Raw genomic sequence first — 18978 nt, forward strand, 5'->3', positions numbered from 1 at the left:
AGGTTTTTAAACATAAAATTCTGTATAGAAATCTAAGAAGATCAACTTAACCATTTGGTTAAAGGAACTTTAGGATATTCCTTTTTGCTTTCCAATTCAGCGGATTGAACAGGATTCTTAATGGACAAATGTCTTTTAATATCCTCTGGACGATAAAGCCCCTTTTCTTCCCAATTCAACAAAATTCTATCCGTGTAGGTCAAGCTATTTGCCTGGTTAATAATGGTTTCTTTAACGGCTAATCTTACCATTTCAACTGGATATTTATTCACTTTCAACCAATCATTAACTAGCTCAATATCCTTGGCTGACAATGAATGGCGTATTTCTTGTTCGATTTCTCTTAAAAGTGATTGCCCTTTATCTTCAACTAATTTTGCTTGATCTTCTTCTTCTAAAGCAATGACCTTATCGACAAACGGGGAAATATCGTAGTAATCACTTTGACGACCATCTCCCAGTTCTTCTGTCTTTAAGAGGATCACTTCTAAATCCAGCAGTTCTTGAATTCTAGCGAACAAGTCGATGCTTTTGATTCCCATATCTCGAGCAAGTTTAGCTATATCAACTCTGGATCTTTCTCCCTCACGATGAGCATACAAGTGTATATAAAGCATCATAGCTTCAGAAGAAAGGCCTAGACGATGATAATAGGACAACCAAGATTTTGGCAACACTAGAGGTACGCTTAATACCAAGTCCCTATTTCGCATGACAGAAAGCCCCCTCTACTTAAAATAGTGTAAAACTTATGGGTAAATACGGTTAAGCAATCGTGGGAATGGAATAGCTTCACGGACATGCTCAGTACCTGTAATAAAGGTCACAGCACGTTCAAGGCCTAAACCAAAGCCAGCATGAGGTGTATCCCCATAACGACAAATGTCCAAATACCATTCATAATCAGCTACATTTAACCCTTGCTTTTTAACATTAGCCAACATGGTATCGTAATCTGTTTCCCGTTCAGATCCACCAATAATTTCACCATATCCTTCTGGGGCAATCATATCCGCACAAAGAACCACATCATCACGAGTAGGATGTTTCTTCATATAGAAAGGTTTAATACTCTTAGGATAGTTGCAGATAAAGACTGGTTTGCTGAAATGGTTAGCAATAAAGGTTTCATGTGGAGAGCCGAAATCATCTCCCCATTTTAAATCATCGAAGCCATTTTCTTCTAACATTTTAACGGCATCATCATAAGAAATACGTGGATAAGGGAGTTCTGTATAACGTTTTAAAACTTCCTTGTCACGACCTAATGTATCTAATTCAAGAGAGCAATGATCTAGAACACTTTGAACTAAATAGGCCACATATTTTTCTTGAACTTCGAGTGATTGTTCGTGGTTACAGAAAGCCATTTCTGGCTCAACCATCCAAAATTCAATCAAGTGCCGACGTGTTTTAGATTTTTCAGCACGAAAAGTCGGTCCAAATGAGAAAACTTTGCCAAAAGCCATTGCTGCTGCTTCAGCATAAAGTTGCCCAGATTGAGATAGGTAGGCATCTTGGTCAAAATATTCCGTATGGAAAAGTTCACTGGTCCCTTCAGGTGCAGAACCTGTCAAAATAGGAGGATCAACCTTCACGAAGCCTTCTTTATTGAAGAATTCATAGGTTGCTCGAATCATTTCATTACGAACAGTCATAATAGCATGTTGTCGACTGGATCTTAACCACAAGTGACGATGATCCATCAAAAAGTCGACACCATGTTCTTTTGGAGTAATGGGATAATCTTCAGATTTACCGACCACTTCAACATCTTCCACTAAAAGTTCATAGCCAAAAGCAGAACGTTTATCTTCTTGGATTTTACCAGTAACGATCATTGATGTTTCTTGATGAAGAGACGTTAGCTCCTGGAATTTTTCTTCCCCCACTTCATTCTTTAATACGATCCCTTGGAAGAAGGAAGTCCCATCACGTAATTGCAAGAAAGCAATTTTCCCGCTTGACCGCTTATTGGTCAACCAGCACCCAACTTTAACCACTTCCCCAACGTGCTTAGGCGCATCTTTCATCGTCATTAACTGCATACATTACACCCTTTCTTAAATGTTACTGATATTTTTTTGCCATTCGCCAGTTTTGGCGGAAATATAATAATATCCCATTTTTCCTTTGTAGAGATAGTTGATTTCCCAAACCGGTTCGCTATCATTCAAACCCAAACGAGCTTCTTTAATTGCCTCGGCTTTTAAGGATAAATCATTCATGGTAATCTCCTTGGCTTCTTTTTCATCGATCAGATCTTTTTGCTTAAAGATCCGTTCTTTTTTATTTTGAAGGTCTATAATGCTATAAAAATAGCCTTCTTTTTTAGATTTAGCCACAAAAGTCCCATAGGATTTCTTCCCATTAAACCAATAGAAACTTTTAATCGCTTCAATCTTGTGTTTCTTAGTAAGAATCGATAATCCTTGCTTTTGAGCCTCTATAAATGGCTTTTGACATTGCCTATAGGATAAAATAATCACTAATGACATGATCAAGAAAACAAGGACGGCGGTATTAATTACTTTGCGTTTCATAGTAACCCTTTCTATTGGTTAATGCTTTTTTCCCCCATCTAACTGATAAAATTCAGCAAACGGGCTTAGGCTATTTTGGACAGTTTGCCCATAACTTTGTTGTAACAAACGTGGATCAAAGAGTACGATCCCTTTTTTTGACCCACAGATCTGTCCTGCGTAACGAACAAAGCTTTCCAAATGTTTGATCATACTTGGTACTTGGAAAGAAGCAAAATAATCTTTTGCTCTGGATTGATAATAATCCTTCGCCATCAGTTGAATCGGAGAGTCAATTGATTCAAATGGCAACTTAGTGAGTACAGATCGATCAAATTCAGGTAAAAGATGGGCATTGGCTTCAAAGGTGTTTAATGTCATCAAAACTATTTTTCCAGAATTTCCTTTAGCAATTTGCCTAATCAAAACATCCTTTTTGCTAATAGATTGTGACATAACGCCTTCTTGACCTAACTTCCTTATTTTATCATACAATTCCCATAAAAAATCATAAGAATGACAAATGACTAAAATACTTGAATTGGAATCTTCTTTCCTCCACTCTACTAGTTCTTCTGCTAAATATTTCACTCGTTCATTTTCGCTTATAGTATCTTTCTTTGCCCAAACGGCTATTTCCCTTTTTTTAGCTATGTCTAAAGGGAAAATATTGCCTTGATAGGCCTCCCATTCATTAAAGGCATCTATCCCATTGAAAAAGAATGTCATCGGTTGATAAACATGATTATGGAGCCAATCTTGTAAATATCCCCTCATTGGAATAGGCACCATATAGATAGTTTGATTTTCATAGTCAATGTGGTATCTTATCCTACTATCACATCTTAGGGAAGTAGCGATTTTATTATCTGGTAGGGCTTGTGCTAATTGCATAAGTGAGCCTGTAGCTTTTCCTACTTCAGCAAAAGGCCATAAACCTTCACCATGGTGGCTGGCTATCCGCCTAACTGCTTCTCTTATCAATTTGCCAGCCTGATCCATCCCCCATCCCACTAACCAACGCTCTAGTAAGTATGGTGGCATTTCTTGACCTAGACGGTAATAAGTCACTTGTGTCATTAAGATAGCTTGTTGGTGAGAGGCCTTGCTTGCTAGACTCCAGAAACAAGAAGAGGAAACCTTCTCCTGAAGATGGCAACAAATAGATTGTGCAAGATGTTTTAAGGTTGATAGCCGATACAAACCTGACATATCACCTGTTTTGGTTTTCGTTAACCAGACAACAAGTCCCATTAAAGCAACAATTTCCAAACGAGTAAAATCTACCGTTGAAGATAAGATTTGTTCGACCTTGTAAAGATCAACATAACTTTCTGGAGCATTAAGAATGGCGACAGAAGCATTTACCTTTTTCCTTTTTAGATAAAGCAAGAAGGCAGTTAATTGATCTTGTCGAGATGCTATCACAGTAACTGGTAATCCCTTAGGCAATAATTCAAGTGTGTAGCTATAGATATTATGTTCATTTAAATCTGCTGTATCTAAGAATGTCTCTTCTCTAAAGGCTAGTTGATAAAGTGGTTGATCGATTTGGGCTAATCTAAAGTGATCTTCCAAATACTTTTTAAGGGAAGGCTGAGAAAAATAGTCGTCAATAGTCAAATTATCTTTGCCATTGTCTAAGGCTTTTTGAGCCACCACATGAGGGAACAATCGAACTAAATCCACTCGATCAGCTAATGCTTGACTTGTTTGAACAAGTTCTTTGAAAAGTTTTACTGAGCTTAAATCCTTCTTTGCCCCCAGACGAATCAGTTCATTAAGCACAATTCGTGGCAACTTAGCTATTTCCTTCCGACAAAGCAAGTAAATTTGAGCCGTTACTCTTGCATCTTCAATGGCAGAATGTGCAAGAAAATCTCCTAGTCCAAGATCTTGAGCTAGCAACTCTAACTTATAGCGTCTAAGGTCTGGGAAAAGAATCTGACTGAGCTCTACTGTATCCAGTATTTCTGGATTAAAATCTGTAAAGCCTAGACTAGCAAAGCTTTTCTTCAAAAAACTGACGTCAAAGTTGGCGTTATGGGCAATTACCCTGCAACCAGCTAATACTTTGGACAGACTTGCTCCTAGTTCCTCAAAATAGGGCGCATTTTTGACATCTTCTTGGCTAATGCCAGTTAATTCAGTTATTTCTAGAGGAATAGATCTTTGAGGATTGACATAAGTGGATAATTCATCAACAATTTTCTCATTATCGATGAAAACACACCCTATTTGAATAATACGATCCCCTTTATCATAATCCGGTCCTGTTGTTTCCAGATCAATGATGACATCCATTGCTCCGCCTCCTCGTCAAGTGATACTTTTTCTTTTAATACTTACAGCTTAGAGTTTCCCCCATCTCGATTATTTCGAGCAATCCAGTCCATACCACTTTCAAAATCATTCATTATCTTATCTATTACTATAGCACGTTCTAGTCGATCAAGAAAGTTCCCAATTTCTGCACCTCTATAGCCCGCCTTTAAAAGATCATTACCTGTAATTGCCATATCTTTTTTGGAATGAATTGGTAAATTTTGATACATATCTATGGCAGACTCATGATGAAATTCCGGGAGTAATTGTTTAGCTAGAGGAATCACCCATTTAAAACTGTCTCCGTATTGGTAAATATCCCAAATAGTCCATTCCCCATCTTGAAGTGCTCTCAGTGCTTTTAGCCGATGCTTTATGCCATTGACAAGTTTATTCGACAATTTATAGCTTTTTTGTAGTTGGGTTGTGTAAGAACTATCAAGCTGAGCCAAATAAAGAATAGTTGTCCAGGCATCAGCTTCATCCACAAAGAAAATTGGATTTTTTATTAAATGAAGAATAGCTGATTTCAACTCTTTCATTAATGGGCAAGCTTGATAAAGGCCTGTTGACATAAATGTATTTAAAGCTTGTTGATAGTGCTTACTGAGCAAGGTTTTATGCCACTCATTCGTTAAACGTTCCACCGAAACATAAGACAAACTCTTTGCCTTTTCCCTCATAGCATCTAATGTAGATGCCTCAATTGTAAAATCTAATTGACTTTGAAATCTAACAGCTCTTAACAAGCGTAGGGCATCTTCTTCGAAACGTTCTATTGGCCGCCCAACACATCGAATACAAGAACGCTTCAAGTCACCTAGGCCATCATAATAATCCACTACACGACCCTTACGATCTACGGCAAGGGCATTTATCGTAAAATCTCTTCTTAATAAGTCTTCCCTTAAATCTCGGACGAATGTAACAGAGTCTGGGCGTCGATGATCTTTATAATCCCCTTCTGATCGAAAGGTTGTAATTTCATATGATTGCCCTTTATGTCTCACTAATACAGTTCCATGCTCAATACCTACATCGATAGTTACTGGAAATAAGTCTTTCACTTCATAGGGAAGCGCGCTCGTAGCGATATCGACATCATGGATCGGCCGATTTAAAAGGGCATCCCTTACACAACCACCGACAAAATAAGCTTCATAACCTGCTTCTTCAAGCACTTCCATCACTTCAAGAGAATCTTGAAAGATAGGGATATCTAAGCTAATTTGCATTATTATAGCCACCCTTCAACTCTTTCAAGCGAGCACTCAATTTTTCTAAAGTAAGAAAATCATTTTTTTCCAATGCTTGGTCAATAGCAGTTCTCACTTTTTTTATTTCTTGATCCCGGCGCATTTCATCCATTAGTTCCTTAAAGGTGGCTTGTATTTCTTCCTCTTCTGCTTGGCCTTGGTCAAAAAGATCAAAATATAAATAGGCGGCATCTACATCAGGGAATCTTAATTCAATATAATAATCATCTCGCCAATTACAACGTATGGCTTGAAAAGCCTCTTCAGGATTCTTGGACACTTTTCCTTGATGGTAAAAGTAAAAATCACTATCCTTCATGTCTTCAGTTGCCATTACTAAACCATTAGGATAGTCGCTAGCCTCTTGTATAAAATGAATGCGGGATAGAAGGAAATCGTGGTTGAGTAAATAATGTAGGATCCACAAACTTTCCTTGTCTTTAAGTTGATGGTGTTGTAAAAACCACTTTAAGAATTGACGCTTCTTATCATCACAGGACATAATCATCCTCACCCTCTCCAATATTGTCCCAAAATTCACCACTTAAGCCTCTAGAAAGAGCTAAGGCTTTCACTTGATTTAGTCCGTCTTTATCTCCTTCATCTCTTAAGAATAGAGCATATTCTAGAAGAAATCTTGGGTCGTCTTGATACTGTTCAAAAGCCAACTCGTAGGCCTTAGCTGCTTTTTCGTAATCTTCAGCCTTATTGTAAGCCGTGGCTAGTATCCAAGCGTATTCCATATGAGCAGATAAATTATAGTTATCCGCTAATGTCAATAGGCCTTCCTCATCTTCCAATTCTAAAAGCAATTGTAAGTAATCCGCAAACCATTCTTCTTGACTAGGATCTTCATGATCAGCAAGATGAGTTTGATACAGTTCCAAGGCCTTTCCTAGTAAACCCCATTCTTGATAAAATCGTCCAAGGATTTGAACAGCTTCTTGGTTAAGTAAATCCACATCCAAAACAGATAGCAAGCTTGCCTCGGCCTTCAAACTATTCCCCAATTTATTTTCATAAATAGCTTTGTCGACCATGACTTCTGGGGTGGATTCTATTTGGTTTAAAAGTTGAATGGCCTCTTTTAGTTTTCCATCTTGAGCAAGTAATTGAGCCTGATAGCGCCATAAACTATCCGTATAGGAGGATTCAGAGATCTCCTTTAAATACCTAACAGCAGTCGTATAATCCCCTTCGTGAGCTGAATAATAGGCTTGATAGAGAAGATAGCGATCCGCTTCTTCATCAGATAGGTCCAAACGATCTATCTTAGAAAGTAATTGTTGGGCATCTTCATACTGCCCGTTATTTAAATATTCTTCAATTTGCTCTAAGCTATCCACTAAATGGTTATCAAAGCCTAGGTCTTTTTCTAGAGAATGTGCCTGCTCTTGTTTGAATTCGGCCATATATGGATCGCCTTCTGCTTGATAAACTTCTGCTTCAAGATAAAGTTTTTGCAACTTTGTCAGATCATCCATATCTTTGAGATCATAAAGATAGGAACGGGCTAGATCATAGTCTTGCTGGTTTAAAGCCCATTGAGCCATAAACAAAGCTTCATCATTTGAGAAAAGAGGACGCCGATCAAAAAGTTCCTTCACCAAGTCTGCATAACCGAAGCTCAAAAGCTTTCGACCAAGTTCAATAGCTTCTTTAGAAGGCACTTGATCGAATTTTGGCAATAGTTGCTTGATCACTCCTTCAAGCTCCTCAAATTTTTCTTGATCTAGTAGCTTATTCACTTGTTCTATGACTTCTTCCATCCCTTATACATCCTTTCTCTTAAATGACTACGATAAATGGCAAAAAGGGGCTTAAAAGCTCAACCAAAAGAGAAAAAAGGACGGATCCCATTCTCTCCTTTAGCTAAGCTCTATCCTAGAAAGGAAAAAGTAGCGAAATCAAGGATTCCGCTACTTTCAATCGTACACTTATGCTTTAACTGCATCTTTCAAAGCTTTCCCTGGTTTGAAAGCAGGTACTTTACTTGCAGCAATTTCAATTTCGTCACCAGTTTGTGGGTTACGTCCTTTACGAGCAGCACGATCACGTACTTCAAAGTTACCGAAACCTACAACTTGAACTTTTTCACCATCTTTAAGTGCATCTTGAATCACTTGAAAGAGGGCATCGACGGCTGCTGTTACGTCTTTTTTCTTCAAATCTGTAATTTCAGCAACACGTTCGATCAATTGTGCTTTATTAGCCATTGGTCCTCACCTCCTCAATTGTAACATGTTTCCATGTCGGATGGTCCACTGACATGACTTGTCAATTGGCGAATAAAAACATCTTTTATTCGCTATTTACTTTAGCATAAAATAGTTGATTTGACAACGAAATTAGCCTCTAAAATCATTGAAATAGAGATTTTTAATCCCCTTACATTAACTTTTCACAGGACTTTCATATTCCTTATTGTCTTTCTCTCACTAATAGATGCAAAGCTGTTCCAGTGAAGTCAAAAGTCTGACGAATTTTGTTTTCTATGAAGCGTTGATAGGAAAAATGCATCAATTCTTTATCATTTACAAAGCAAACAAAAGTAGGTGGTTCAATGGCTACTTGAGTCATGTAGAAAATATTTAATCTTCTCCCCTTATCGGTAGGAGTTGGGTTCATTGCAATTGCATCCATTAGTAACTCATTGAGAATAGAAGAAGACACTCTACGTTTACGGTTAGCAGCAATAGTTTCCAGTAAAGGTAAAATTCTTTCCGTTCGTTGGCCTGTTTTAGCAGAAACATACAATATAGGCGCATAGGACAGGTATTTGAAAGCTTGTCTAATATCTTCTTCAAAGTCTTTCATCGTATCGTTATTTTTTTCGATCGCATCCCATTTATTTACGACGATAACGACACCTTTACCTGCTTCATGAGCATATCCGCCTACCTTTTTGTCTTGCTCTTGAATGCCCTCTTCGGCGTTGATTACCAAAAGTACAATATCCGATCGGTCAATTGCCCGCATAGCCCGAAGAACAGAATACTTTTCAGTACCTTGCTCGATACGACCTCTTTGCCGTATTCCTGCTGTATCAATGACACGGAACCGTTTATCTTCCATTTCTAATAAAGTATCTATGGCATCTCGTGTAGTTCCCGCTACATTTGACACAATGACCCTTTCTTCTCCTAACAATCGATTAACAAGACTGGATTTACCTACATTTGGACGTCCTATTAAACAAAAAGCAATTTCATCCTCATCTTTTTCTTCTGGGATGTCTAGAGGTATAAGCTGGAATATCTTTTCAAGAATATCCCCTAAGCCAACTCCATGTGCACTTGAAACAGGATAAGGATCACCAAGACCCAATTGGTAAAAATCATATATATTTAAACGTTGCTCAGGATTATCGACTTTATTGACTGCTAACAAGACAGGTTTATTACTTTTCATTAGCCATGTCGCAAGGCGTTCATCATCTATGGTCACACCTGTTTGACCATCCGCTACAAAAATGATCGCATCTGCTTCTTCCATAGCTGTTTCAGCTTGAAAACGAATTTGTTCCATAAAAGGCGCATCAGTTAATTCAATACCGCCAGTATCAATAATATTGAACTCTTTACCTAACCATTCTGCCCTAGCATAAATCCTATCTCGAGTAACACCGGGATAGTCTTCAACAATCGCAATCCGCTCTCCTGCTAAACGGTTAAACAAGGTTGATTTCCCGACATTTGGTCGACCAACAATCGCAATAGTAGGTAACATAAGTCCCTCCTTCTTTTATACTTTATACTATCGTTTGATAAGTGTACTTTTACAATAAGAAATGAGGCAAAGATTACTCCCTGCCTCACTTAGCTTTCGTTAATAAATGACTTATTTATCTTCAGCTTTAAATTCAGATAATTGGTCGCCTAAAAGATCGCCTAAAGTAAATCCAGATTCATCGTCTGCACTTTCGCTTTCAACTGGAGCAGCTGGGCGTTTAGCTTTAGGTTTTTGTGGACGTTCTTGTTTAGGCTTTTCTGTTTCCACAACAGGTTTTTCTTCTAAAGCTTTGATAGACAAGGATAAACGTTGTTCGTCAGCTTTGATTTCTAAAACTTTGACTTTGATATCTTGCCCTTCTTTAAGTTTTTCATGAGGTGTTGCAATATGTTCATGAGAGATTTGTGAAATGTGAACTAAACCTTCTACAGCAGGCATCACTTCAACAAAGGCCCCAAAAGAAGTCAAACGTTTAACTTTCCCATCTAAAACATCGCCAACATTTACCTTTTCAGCCAATTCATCCCATGGCCCAGGTTGCAAGTCTTTAATAGACAAGGAAATACGGCCACGTTCAGCGTCAACAGACAAGACTTTCACTTTAATATCTTGACCAATAGTCAAAACATCTGATGGGTGATTAACATGTTGATGAGCAATTTGAGAGATGTGAACTAAGCCATCCATATCGCCTAAATCAATGAAAGCACCAAAGTTAGTCAAGCGAGCAACTTTTCCTTCTAAAACATCGCCTTCGCTAACGCTTGTCAAGAAAGCAGAACGTTTTTCTTGTTGTTCTTTTTCAGCTAATTCTTTACGGCTTAAGATCAAACGATTTTCACTTGGTTCAATTTCAACAATCTTGAATTCAAGTTCTTGACCTTTGTAAGAAGAGAAGTCATCTACATAGTAATTTGCTACCATAGAAGCTGGTACGAAACCACGGATGCCTAGGTCAACAACCAAACCACCCTTAACAACTTCTTTAACAGGGCCTGTTACTGTTTCACCCTTGTCAAATTTTTCTTGGATGTCATCCCAAATCTTTTTAGCTTCTAAACGTTTACGAGAAAGCAAGAAACTACCATTTTCTTTATCTTTGTTAGGTTTGATGACAACTAAATCAACAACGTCCCCTTCAGCAATGACATCAGAGATGTTTTCAAAAGGCGCAGCACTTAACTCATTACGAGGAATAACACCTTCCACCCCGCTACCAAGAATACCAACAATGACTTGTTTGTCATCTTGAATGGAGAGCACTTCACCCTTAACTACATCGCCAGTGTTCACTTCTTGAACTTGTTCAAGGGCTGCTTCCATAGTTTGAGCTTCTGGCGTAGTTTGATCTACATGTTCGTTATGTTCCAAATCTGTCATAAAAAAAATTCCTCCTAATTTGCAATCCATGCTGTGCCAATTGCTTGATAAGGCTAATTAACACCATACATGGTATCATTTTACCACATAATTCCCTTGTGGTCTAGCCAAGTTAACCCTTTTCATGAATAATCTGGCGAATCTTATCAAGGACTTGATCAATTCCGATAGTTGATGTATCTATAGACACTGCATCCTCCGCTTTTTTCAAAGGAGAGTGTTCCCGATGACTATCATAGTAGTCCCTTTCAAGAATTTGCTGGTAAATCGCTTCGTAATCTGCAGGCAAACCCTTTTCTTGGTTCTCTTTGAAACGTCTTTTGGCTCTTTCTTTTGCTGAGGCCGTCAAAAAAATCTTTACATCTGCATTCGGCATGACAACAGTTCCAATATCCCTTCCATCCATGATCACTCGTCCTCTTCCAATATAGGCACGTTGTTGATCAACTAAAACCTGACGAACTTCAGGAATGGCAGAAATTTCAGAAACATTAGCCGTAACCTCAGGACCTCGAATAGCTAGCGTGACATTTTCACCATTCAACCATACTTCTTGTCCCTCTTCTCCTTTTTTAAACTCACAAGGAGTAGTTTTAGCTAGTTCAACTATCGCTTGTATATCATCTTTAGACAGGCCATGAGAAAGAACTAGATAGGTTAAACTTCTATACATTGCACCAGTATCCAAATAAGTTAGACCAAACTCTTTAGCTAACTTTTTGGCGATAGTACTTTTTCCAGATGAGGCTGGTCCATCAATCGCAATATTCACACAGAATCTCCCTTAAACTTATTTCACTTTTAACGTCATCCCAATAATCGCATCATTGTTCGCTAGACCATTGACCTGCTTCAATTCATCTAAAGTCATCCCATGATTTACAGCAATCCGATATAAATTATCTCCTGCTTGAACAGTATAGCTATTATTGTAACCCGCAGAGTCTTGTTGACCTTGGCCTTCTGACTGAGCATTTTGTTTAGCTAAATCTTGTTGATTTTGTTGTTGACGAGCCTGTTCTTCTGATCGAGCCTGCTCAGCTTGTCTTTCTTTTTCTTTAGCATCTGCCTTCTTTTGCTCTTCTTCGGCCTCTTCTTGCTCTTTACGTTCTTTTTCCTTCTTTTCTTTTAGTGCTTGCCTTTGCTCATTTTCAGCAGCTTTTGATACCATCACTTCTTCCGAAGATTTAGAGCTTAATTCTTGATTGGAACGATGGTTATCATAGAAATACCAAACGATCGGAATAGTAAACAAAAAGATAAAGAGCACTAGCAATGTAGTCGTCACTGGGGACGCGTCCTTTTTTTGGTAGTTTTTTGCCGTACGAGAAAATTGATGCTTTTCTTCGTTATCTTCCTCACCGAAAGTCGAAGACCATGGTTGATCATCGTTGAACTTTTTATCTGCCATTTCGACACCTCCTCCAAAACTAAATCCTGTTCTATTTTAGCATAAAGACTTGAATAATACCTTAAAATAAACCATCATTTTGCTAGCTTTCTTGAAAATTGAAAAATTAGTCATCTTTGCCATACAAAGAAGCGAATCGATCTTTCCAATGTATCGGAATTGGCTTTCTTTGCCAGCTTTTATCCTCTTGCATCTTTTCTATCGGCACGATTGAGCCCTCTTTCGCTATCCATTTTCCTGTTTCTAAATAATTCTGCATAGTCACTTCTGGATGTTCAATGCCTTTTAAATAAGCTTTTACCATCTGTAATTGTTTATTCTTATACTGGTATTGCTTGATAAAAATCTGCCGAATATCTTTTGGACTGATTCCTTTATCTTGGTAAAATTCATACACTAATTGCTGCCCTTCTTGATCAAAGAGTTGCGATAGATCGAGGGTATTTTCTTGCAAGTTTTTAACGTAAGTCCTATAAAGACCATCTAGCCAATTCAGATAAGCCTGATCTTCTATAGATATGCTCTGGCAAGGCAAACCATCTCTTCCTGCACGTCCGCTCTCTTGGATGAAGGCTTCAATACTTTGGCTTGGATGAAAATGAATCACAGTTCTTATATTGGCTTTATCTATCCCCATTCCAAAGGCAGAGGTAGCAACTACACAATCAATTTGATTATCTAAAAACATATCTTGAATCTTATAACGTTCCTGATCGGATAATCCAGCATGATAACTCAGGGCAAGGTAATGATGGTCTCGTAAGATTTGCGCTAACTGATCTGCTTTTTTACGAAAGGCTGTATAAATTAAGACTGGGAAAGCAATTTCTTTCAGAGTAGCTAAAAGGGCTTTTTCCTTTTCCCCTTCTCTCCAGCCTTCTTTAGCTTCTGGAATAATAGCAAGATGAAGTTGTTTTTCCTCATTGGGGCAACGAAAACATGTCACCTGTTCATCTTGCCTATAAACTAAGCCTTTCACGTCTTCAATCACTTGAGGAGTAGCCGTAGCGGTCAATGCTAGTGTTTGCGGATAGTTTAAATCCTTTCTGACGGATAAAAGATCCATATACTCGGGTCTGAAATCTCTCCCCCATTGCGAGATGCAATGAGCTTCATCTACAACAAGAAGTGGATCCTTTAAACTTGCGATTAATTCTTTGGCTAGAGAGTTTTTGGCCATTTCAGGAGATAAATAAAAAAAACGGTAGTCCTCTCTCCTCTTATAAATCATTCTTTTCTCCTGATTTGTTAACATTGAACTAATCGCAACGGCTTTCCCTAAACCTAACCGTTGTTGACGATTGACCTGATCAATCATTAGCGCTTTTAACGGGGAAAAAATAACAACTGGTCTCTTTTGATAAGCTCCAATGAATTGATAAAGCAAAGTTTTACCATAACCTGTTGGAAAAATCCCTAAAATGTGTTTCCCTGCCAATAAGCCTTTGATTACTTTTTCCTGCCCCTTACGAAAGGATTGATAATGAAATCTTTCTTTTAAAAATCTGTTTAGATCCATGGTACCCCTCCTTTAGTTTCCATTCTGGCAAACAGAACATAACTATATGGCAGTTTGGGATAGGAAAGAGCTTCCTTTAATTGATCAAAAGATAACTTACCAGCTTCTTCTAGCTTTTGAATTTCTTGAATAATGCCTTTATCGTGTGAAGATATAAAAGTAAAGTTTGGATAAAAAAATTGATATTCAAATAGATGGTCGTAAACTGTTGATGGCTTAATTCGCCTAAATTGGCATATGTCGTTCACACTCATTCCTTGCCTATATAATCGAGATGTCGATAAAACTGTTTCCGAAACTAGCGGGAAAAATCTTAACAAAAATTGATTGATTTTTTTCACGCTTGGACATTTTCTTTCGAGCTTTAAGAGTACTTGTAAAAAAAACCAATCTGAACTTTCCTCGATAAGTGGCGAAAAATAACTGAGCACTTGATCACTTAGCCCAGCTATTTCAAAACCTGAAATTTGCCCCCAGAAAATATCTCCCCACTCATTATAAAAACTATCAAAAGCAGTATACAATTCCTGTAAGAACTGGTCTGTGTCAAAGTCTGGCTCCTCCTTACAAAAGCGTCTTAAAACTTGTAAGGTGAAATAAGATGCTGGGATATGTCGATTAAAGGGCTTCTCCTTCTTCTTATAAGAAAGATATTGTAAGAAAAGTTTGTAAAATTCCAAAAGATTTTTTTGAATAGCGCTATAGCGCATAAAAGAATAGTCTCCCAGTCTATACAAAATCTTTGATTCTTCGTAGCATTTTTTGCCTGTGTCACTTAAATATAATTGTTGATCTTTGAGGTAAATTTTACCCTCTTCTATAAGCCCTTGCATCTCTTTTCCATAGGTTTGACTTCTTGAATATGGTAAACTACCAAAGTAAGCTAATTGACGATTGGTTAAAGTCTCTAAAAGTTGAAAAGAAGTTCTTTTCCCTAACAAAATATGTTTAAGGGTATTGATCTTAACAGGATGTTCCTTTACACTACCCACGATTAAAAACTCAGTAAATTGCATCTTTACCTCCGAAAGAAGTGATCCTATGTATTTTAAAATTGATCGAGAACAATGCATCGCCTGTGGACTATGCCAACTCTGCGCCAAGCAACTTATTTCTTACGACGAGGAGGGCATTGCTAGCATCATAAAAGATCAAAATTTAGGAAAAAAAGACTATCAAGCTGATGAAAATACCCTCTTAACAACAGCTGCAAAGCGTTGCCCAGTTGGAGCAATTCAACATAGCAATAAGCCATTCAGCGACCTATAGCTGAGGCTTTATCTATGCCTATTATAACCTATCTTTTGGCCTTTTATGGCGAAAAAGGTCAACTCTTCATGAACTTTACTACTTTAGCAACTATAGTAGTATAAATAATTCGCTCATGAACTTGTTGACCTTCTTCATTTTTAATAGATTATTTTTTTATAAATGCGCTTGACCTTCCATGCGACGACGGCTTAGTTGTGGCAATAATTTGCCAACTACTAGATAGACCGCTGTTGACACAACAAGGCCTTTAGCTAAATTGAATGGGACTACCCCAAGCAGGATGACCTCCCTCAAATTTCCTAAATTCATATGGAAAAGAGCTAGATAAAGTGGCGTTAACACTAGCCAATTCAAAATAGCCATGACCAATGTGAGTGTCAAGGTACCTATGCCTGCTCCAATTATAAAACGTTTAGCTGTCCAAGATTTTAACGTAAAGTAATAGATCGGTGTGATTAGAGACAAAGAAGCCACTAAAGAAGCAATATCCCCTATTGGATAACCCATATCTCCACCAGTTTGTATATAGTGCAGTAGAGTTCTAATCAATAGCGAAACAAATCCAGCTATTGGCCCGTAAATAACCGCTGAACTTAAAATGGCTAGATCCGAAAAATCGACTTTGAGATAAGAAATACCAGGGATAAGCGGGAATTGAAAGAGCATCAAAATAACCGCCACTGCACCAAATACACTTGCCCCAACCCATTGTCTATGTTGTTTCATTTTTCTTCCTCCTCTGAGATTCCTCATCAGAAAAAGGTCTAAAAAAACTCCATTTCAAGAGAGAAATAGAGTTCATTAAATAAACCCCATCTTCTTTATCCAGACTATACTGTCGGTTTCGGACTTTCACCGAATCGGCTCTATAAAGAGTTCGTGGACTTTAACCACCGGTGGGGAATTACACCCCGCCCCTGAAGACGAATCTACATATTTTATTTATCTATAATCTAACACAAAGCAATCTTAAGAGCAAGGAAAACACCCTTAAGGTAAGTAGAAAGAAAGTCGCCATACTCCTAGCTAGACATTTCTTCCCCTATCCTTCTCAAACCTTATGCTTCACCACGCAATTGTTTCAACTCAAAAGGTTTAATTCTTCGATATTCACCTGGGATCATTCCATCTAATTTCAAATGACCTATGCGGATTCGATGTAGTCGTTTTACCGGAAAACCTACTGTCTGAAACATCAACTTAACTTGATGATTCCATCCTTCATGAATAGTGATATTGACAACAGATATATTTTTCTTTGGATCCCGTTTAAGCAACTTCGTTTTTGCAGGTGAAGTCACTCCCTGTTCCAAACGCACACCTAAACGTAACTGTTTCAAAGCCTCATTCGTTATTAAGCCTTCTAGAGTAGCTTGATATTCCTTATCCACTTCATGGCTTGGATGAGCCATGTAATGAGAAAAATCCCCGTCATTGGTCATAATGAGTGCGCCAGTCGTATCAAAGTCGAGTCGGCCTACTGGGTAAATTCGTTGATCCACTTTTACGTAATCCGTCACAACTGGCCTACCCCGATCATCCGACACACTGGAAAGAACATTCTGAGGCTTATAAAAAAGATAGTAGACCCGTTCTTCTTTCCCTATAGGAATGTCATCAACAGTAATTCTATCAGAAGATGAAACCTTCACTCCTAACTCTGTAACCACTTGCCCATTAACTTTTACACGGCCTTCTTCGATAATTGATTCACATTTCCTTCTAGAAGCTACACCGGCATGTGCCATAACTTTTTGTAAACGTTCCAACTTATTGTTCTTCTCCTTTTCTTAAGACCTCTTCGCTTGATGTCTTACCTTTAGCTGTTTCTAGATTATCTTCTCTAAAATCAAATAAATTACCTTGCTGAGCCTTTTCATCAAAGTGGGTAAAATTGAGTAAATCTTTGGCTTGTTCAAGAGAGATATCTTCTTTCAAAACTGGCAATTCTTCCAGTGAATTTAGACCAAAAACTTGGAGAAAATTATTAGTTGTTTGATAGAGTTTGGGTCTACCAGGTTGGTCTAAACGCCCACAAGATTCAATTAATTCATGCCATTCCAATTTTTGTAAAGCAGCTGATGAATTAACCCCACGAATATAATCAACTTCCACCCGTGTGACCGGTTGACGATAGGCGATAATAATGAGCGTTTCCAAGGCTGCTTGTGTCAATTTCATCATAGCTGGAGTTTGAGCTAGACGTTCTATTGCTGCATTTGCTTCGATTTTTGTAGCATAGCGATAACTGTCTTGAAAAGTTTCTAGAACTATTCCGGATTTTTCATCCTCTTTTTGCATCTCCTCCAAAACCTCATATACTGTCCCTAAAGGTAATTGTGAAGCTTCGGCTAATTCCTTAACGGTAAGGCCTTCTTGCCCAGCTACAAAAAGCAAGGCATCTATAAGAGCGTAGGGGTTCATGAAGCTGTTTACTCTCCCTTCCTTTGCAACCATATTTCTTCAAATAATTCATCTTGAGAAAAAACAACTTCACCCTCTCTCACCAACTGTAAGAATGCTAAAAAATATGCCACTAGAGTTGACCTATTCCAATCCTTTAAAACAGATGATAAAGCCATACGTTCCCCGGACTTAGGAAGTCTATCTTTAATATCTAGGAGGCAATCCTCAATAGAAACTTGTTCCTTTGCCATAGTCCTTTGCATGGGTTGACTTTTCCGCCATTTTGCGGACATTTTTGTCAAGGCTAATAGAAGGTCATTCAGCTCGTAGCTATTAGGAGAAAGCGGGACTTTTTCAACAAAAGAAGATAGGTCGCTCGCTTGCTTATGGTGAATCTTGCTTCTTTCCTCTTCCAATTCCCGAAAAGCGGGTAGAGCAGCTTTATAATGCTCATACAAGATCAACTGATCGATCAATTGTTCTTTAGGATCATCTTCTAAGTCGAGTTCTTCCTCTTCAACAGGCAAGAGTTCCCGTCCCTTAATCTCAATTAAAGTTGCTGCCATCACCAAATACTCACTGGCAATCTCTAAGGATAAATCTTTCATCTTTTGAACATAAGCCAGATATTGTTGAGTGACTTCCGCTACTCGCAACTCATGAATATCCATCTTCATTTCTTTAATTAAAGATAGCAATAAATCAAGTGGGCCTTCAAATTGACCCACTCTAATTTCCATTTGATCTGATTTAATTGTCATCTACTTTGGAGCTTCCTTCCAATGGGTCAATATCGAGGTTAACTCAAGTGTTCCCATTAAACTTTTCTTCCGATTAATCTCCTGCACAGCATCGAGCATCTTATGTGCTATTCCTTCGTGTCGGAAAGAAGGATTAACAGCAATCTGACGAACAAGAACATCTTCATCGTCAAATTCTACCCCAATCACTCCAATAAAATTCTCAGTGTCCTCATCTTTCCAAAGATAAAGGGCTCTGTTGTCTTCATTTTGATATTTTTCACACAGCTTGTTTAACCGATCAAAGTCTTTAAAATCGCTGATAAAAGACAATAAGCCCATAGCAATTTTCATCTGATCATCTCGGCATCTGACTAGCAAAGTCACACCTCTTTTACTCTTCTTATGAATACTG

General features: G+C 38.1%; 20 protein-coding genes and 1 riboswitch. Of the genes, 1 reads left to right on the forward strand and 19 read right to left on the reverse strand.

The features are described from left to right. Positions 1-41 precede the first annotated feature (41 nt). From D3H64_RS05300 to D3H64_RS05365, 14 genes are all read right to left on the reverse strand, one after another. Positions 42-713 carry a DnaD domain-containing protein gene (locus tag D3H64_RS05300; protein WP_121565233.1) on the reverse strand — a complete coding sequence of 224 codons (672 nt, stop codon included), beginning with the start codon at positions 711-713 and terminating at the stop codon, positions 42-44. A gap of 36 nt (positions 714-749) precedes the next feature. Further along, positions 750-2048 carry an asparagine--tRNA ligase gene (asnS, locus tag D3H64_RS05305; protein ID WP_121565234.1) on the reverse strand — a complete coding sequence of 433 codons (1299 nt, stop codon included), beginning with the start codon at positions 2046-2048 and terminating at the stop codon, positions 750-752. 15 nt (positions 2049-2063) lie between these two features. Further along, complete coding sequence (locus D3H64_RS05310) at positions 2064-2543, reverse strand: hypothetical protein (protein ID WP_121565235.1); 480 nt, start codon at positions 2541-2543, stop codon at positions 2064-2066. An 18-nt stretch (positions 2544-2561) separates the two neighbouring features. Continuing rightward, on the reverse strand, positions 2562-4826 hold the full coding sequence (locus D3H64_RS05315; protein ID WP_121565236.1) for an exonuclease domain-containing protein: 2265 nt from the start codon (positions 4824-4826) through the stop codon (positions 2562-2564). A 41-nt stretch (positions 4827-4867) separates the two neighbouring features. Beyond that, the gene (locus D3H64_RS05320) at positions 4868-6082 is read right to left on the reverse strand and encodes a CCA tRNA nucleotidyltransferase (RefSeq protein ID WP_121565237.1); all 1215 of its coding nucleotides are present in this window, start codon (positions 6080-6082) and stop codon (positions 4868-4870) included. Then, positions 6072-6611 carry a YpiB family protein gene (locus D3H64_RS05325; protein ID WP_121565238.1) on the reverse strand — a complete coding sequence of 180 codons (540 nt, stop codon included), beginning with the start codon at positions 6609-6611 and terminating at the stop codon, positions 6072-6074. Before D3H64_RS05325 ends, D3H64_RS05320 begins: the two co-directional genes overlap by 11 nt. After that, a complete protein-coding gene (locus D3H64_RS05330; RefSeq protein WP_121565239.1) occupies positions 6595-7872 on the reverse strand; it encodes a lipopolysaccharide assembly protein LapB in 1278 nt (425 codons plus the stop codon). Before D3H64_RS05330 ends, D3H64_RS05325 begins: the two co-directional genes overlap by 17 nt. Before the next feature lie 168 nt (positions 7873-8040). Next, complete coding sequence (locus tag D3H64_RS05335; protein ID WP_121565240.1) at positions 8041-8319, reverse strand: HU family DNA-binding protein; 279 nt, start codon at positions 8317-8319, stop codon at positions 8041-8043. A 205-nt stretch (positions 8320-8524) separates the two neighbouring features. Then, a complete protein-coding gene (gene der, locus D3H64_RS05340; RefSeq protein WP_121565241.1) occupies positions 8525-9832 on the reverse strand; it encodes a ribosome biogenesis GTPase Der in 1308 nt (435 codons plus the stop codon). Between the two features lie 111 nt (positions 9833-9943). Beyond that, the gene (gene rpsA / locus D3H64_RS05345; protein ID WP_121565242.1) at positions 9944-11215 is read right to left on the reverse strand and encodes a 30S ribosomal protein S1; all 1272 of its coding nucleotides are present in this window, start codon (positions 11213-11215) and stop codon (positions 9944-9946) included. Positions 11216-11327: 112 nt separating this feature from the next. Further along, positions 11328-11987 (reverse strand): (d)CMP kinase, encoded by a 660-nt coding sequence (gene cmk / locus D3H64_RS05350; RefSeq protein WP_121565243.1) that lies wholly within the window; start codon positions 11985-11987, stop codon positions 11328-11330. 18 nt (positions 11988-12005) lie between these two features. Beyond that, positions 12006-12626, reverse strand: coding sequence for a LysM domain-containing protein (locus D3H64_RS05355; protein WP_121565244.1), 621 nt, complete (start codon positions 12624-12626; stop codon positions 12006-12008). 106 nt (positions 12627-12732) lie between these two features. Beyond that, entirely contained in the window at positions 12733-14145 is a 1413-nt protein-coding gene (locus D3H64_RS05360; RefSeq protein WP_121565245.1) for a RecQ family ATP-dependent DNA helicase, read from the reverse strand. Continuing rightward, the gene (locus tag D3H64_RS05365) at positions 14136-15161 is read right to left on the reverse strand and encodes a helix-turn-helix domain-containing protein (protein WP_158589233.1); all 1026 of its coding nucleotides are present in this window, start codon (positions 15159-15161) and stop codon (positions 14136-14138) included. Before D3H64_RS05365 ends, D3H64_RS05360 begins: the two co-directional genes overlap by 10 nt. 25 nt (positions 15162-15186) lie before the next feature. On the opposite strand from D3H64_RS05365, the gene D3H64_RS05370 reads away from it, so the two are divergent. Further along, entirely contained in the window at positions 15187-15414 is a 228-nt protein-coding gene (locus D3H64_RS05370; protein ID WP_121565247.1) for a ferredoxin, read from the forward strand. A gap of 156 nt (positions 15415-15570) precedes the next feature. Here D3H64_RS05370 and D3H64_RS05375 read toward each other — a convergent pair whose 3' ends face one another. From D3H64_RS05375 to D3H64_RS05395, 5 genes are all read right to left on the reverse strand, one after another. Beyond that, the gene (locus tag D3H64_RS05375) at positions 15571-16143 is read right to left on the reverse strand and encodes an ECF transporter S component (RefSeq protein ID WP_158589234.1); all 573 of its coding nucleotides are present in this window, start codon (positions 16141-16143) and stop codon (positions 15571-15573) included. A gap of 84 nt (positions 16144-16227) precedes the next feature. Then, positions 16228-16346: riboswitch (FMN riboswitch) on the reverse strand. Positions 16347-16475: 129 nt separating this feature from the next. After that, a complete protein-coding gene (locus tag D3H64_RS05380; protein WP_121565249.1) occupies positions 16476-17186 on the reverse strand; it encodes a pseudouridine synthase in 711 nt (236 codons plus the stop codon). A 1-nt stretch (position 17187) separates the two neighbouring features. Next, on the reverse strand, positions 17188-17841 hold the full coding sequence (gene scpB, locus D3H64_RS05385) for an SMC-Scp complex subunit ScpB (protein WP_158589235.1): 654 nt from the start codon (positions 17839-17841) through the stop codon (positions 17188-17190). Positions 17842-17849: 8 nt separating this feature from the next. Next, positions 17850-18584, reverse strand: coding sequence for a segregation/condensation protein A (locus tag D3H64_RS05390; RefSeq protein ID WP_121565251.1), 735 nt, complete (start codon positions 18582-18584; stop codon positions 17850-17852). Beyond that, positions 18585-18950, reverse strand: a complete 366-nt coding sequence (locus D3H64_RS05395) for a GNAT family N-acetyltransferase (RefSeq protein WP_233554893.1) — start codon at positions 18948-18950, stop codon at positions 18585-18587. Positions 18951-18978: the final 28 nt, after the last annotated feature.

The organism is Atopobacter sp. AH10 (assembly GCF_003664595.1).
Classification (GTDB): domain Bacteria; phylum Bacillota; class Bacilli; order Lactobacillales; family Aerococcaceae; genus Atopobacter.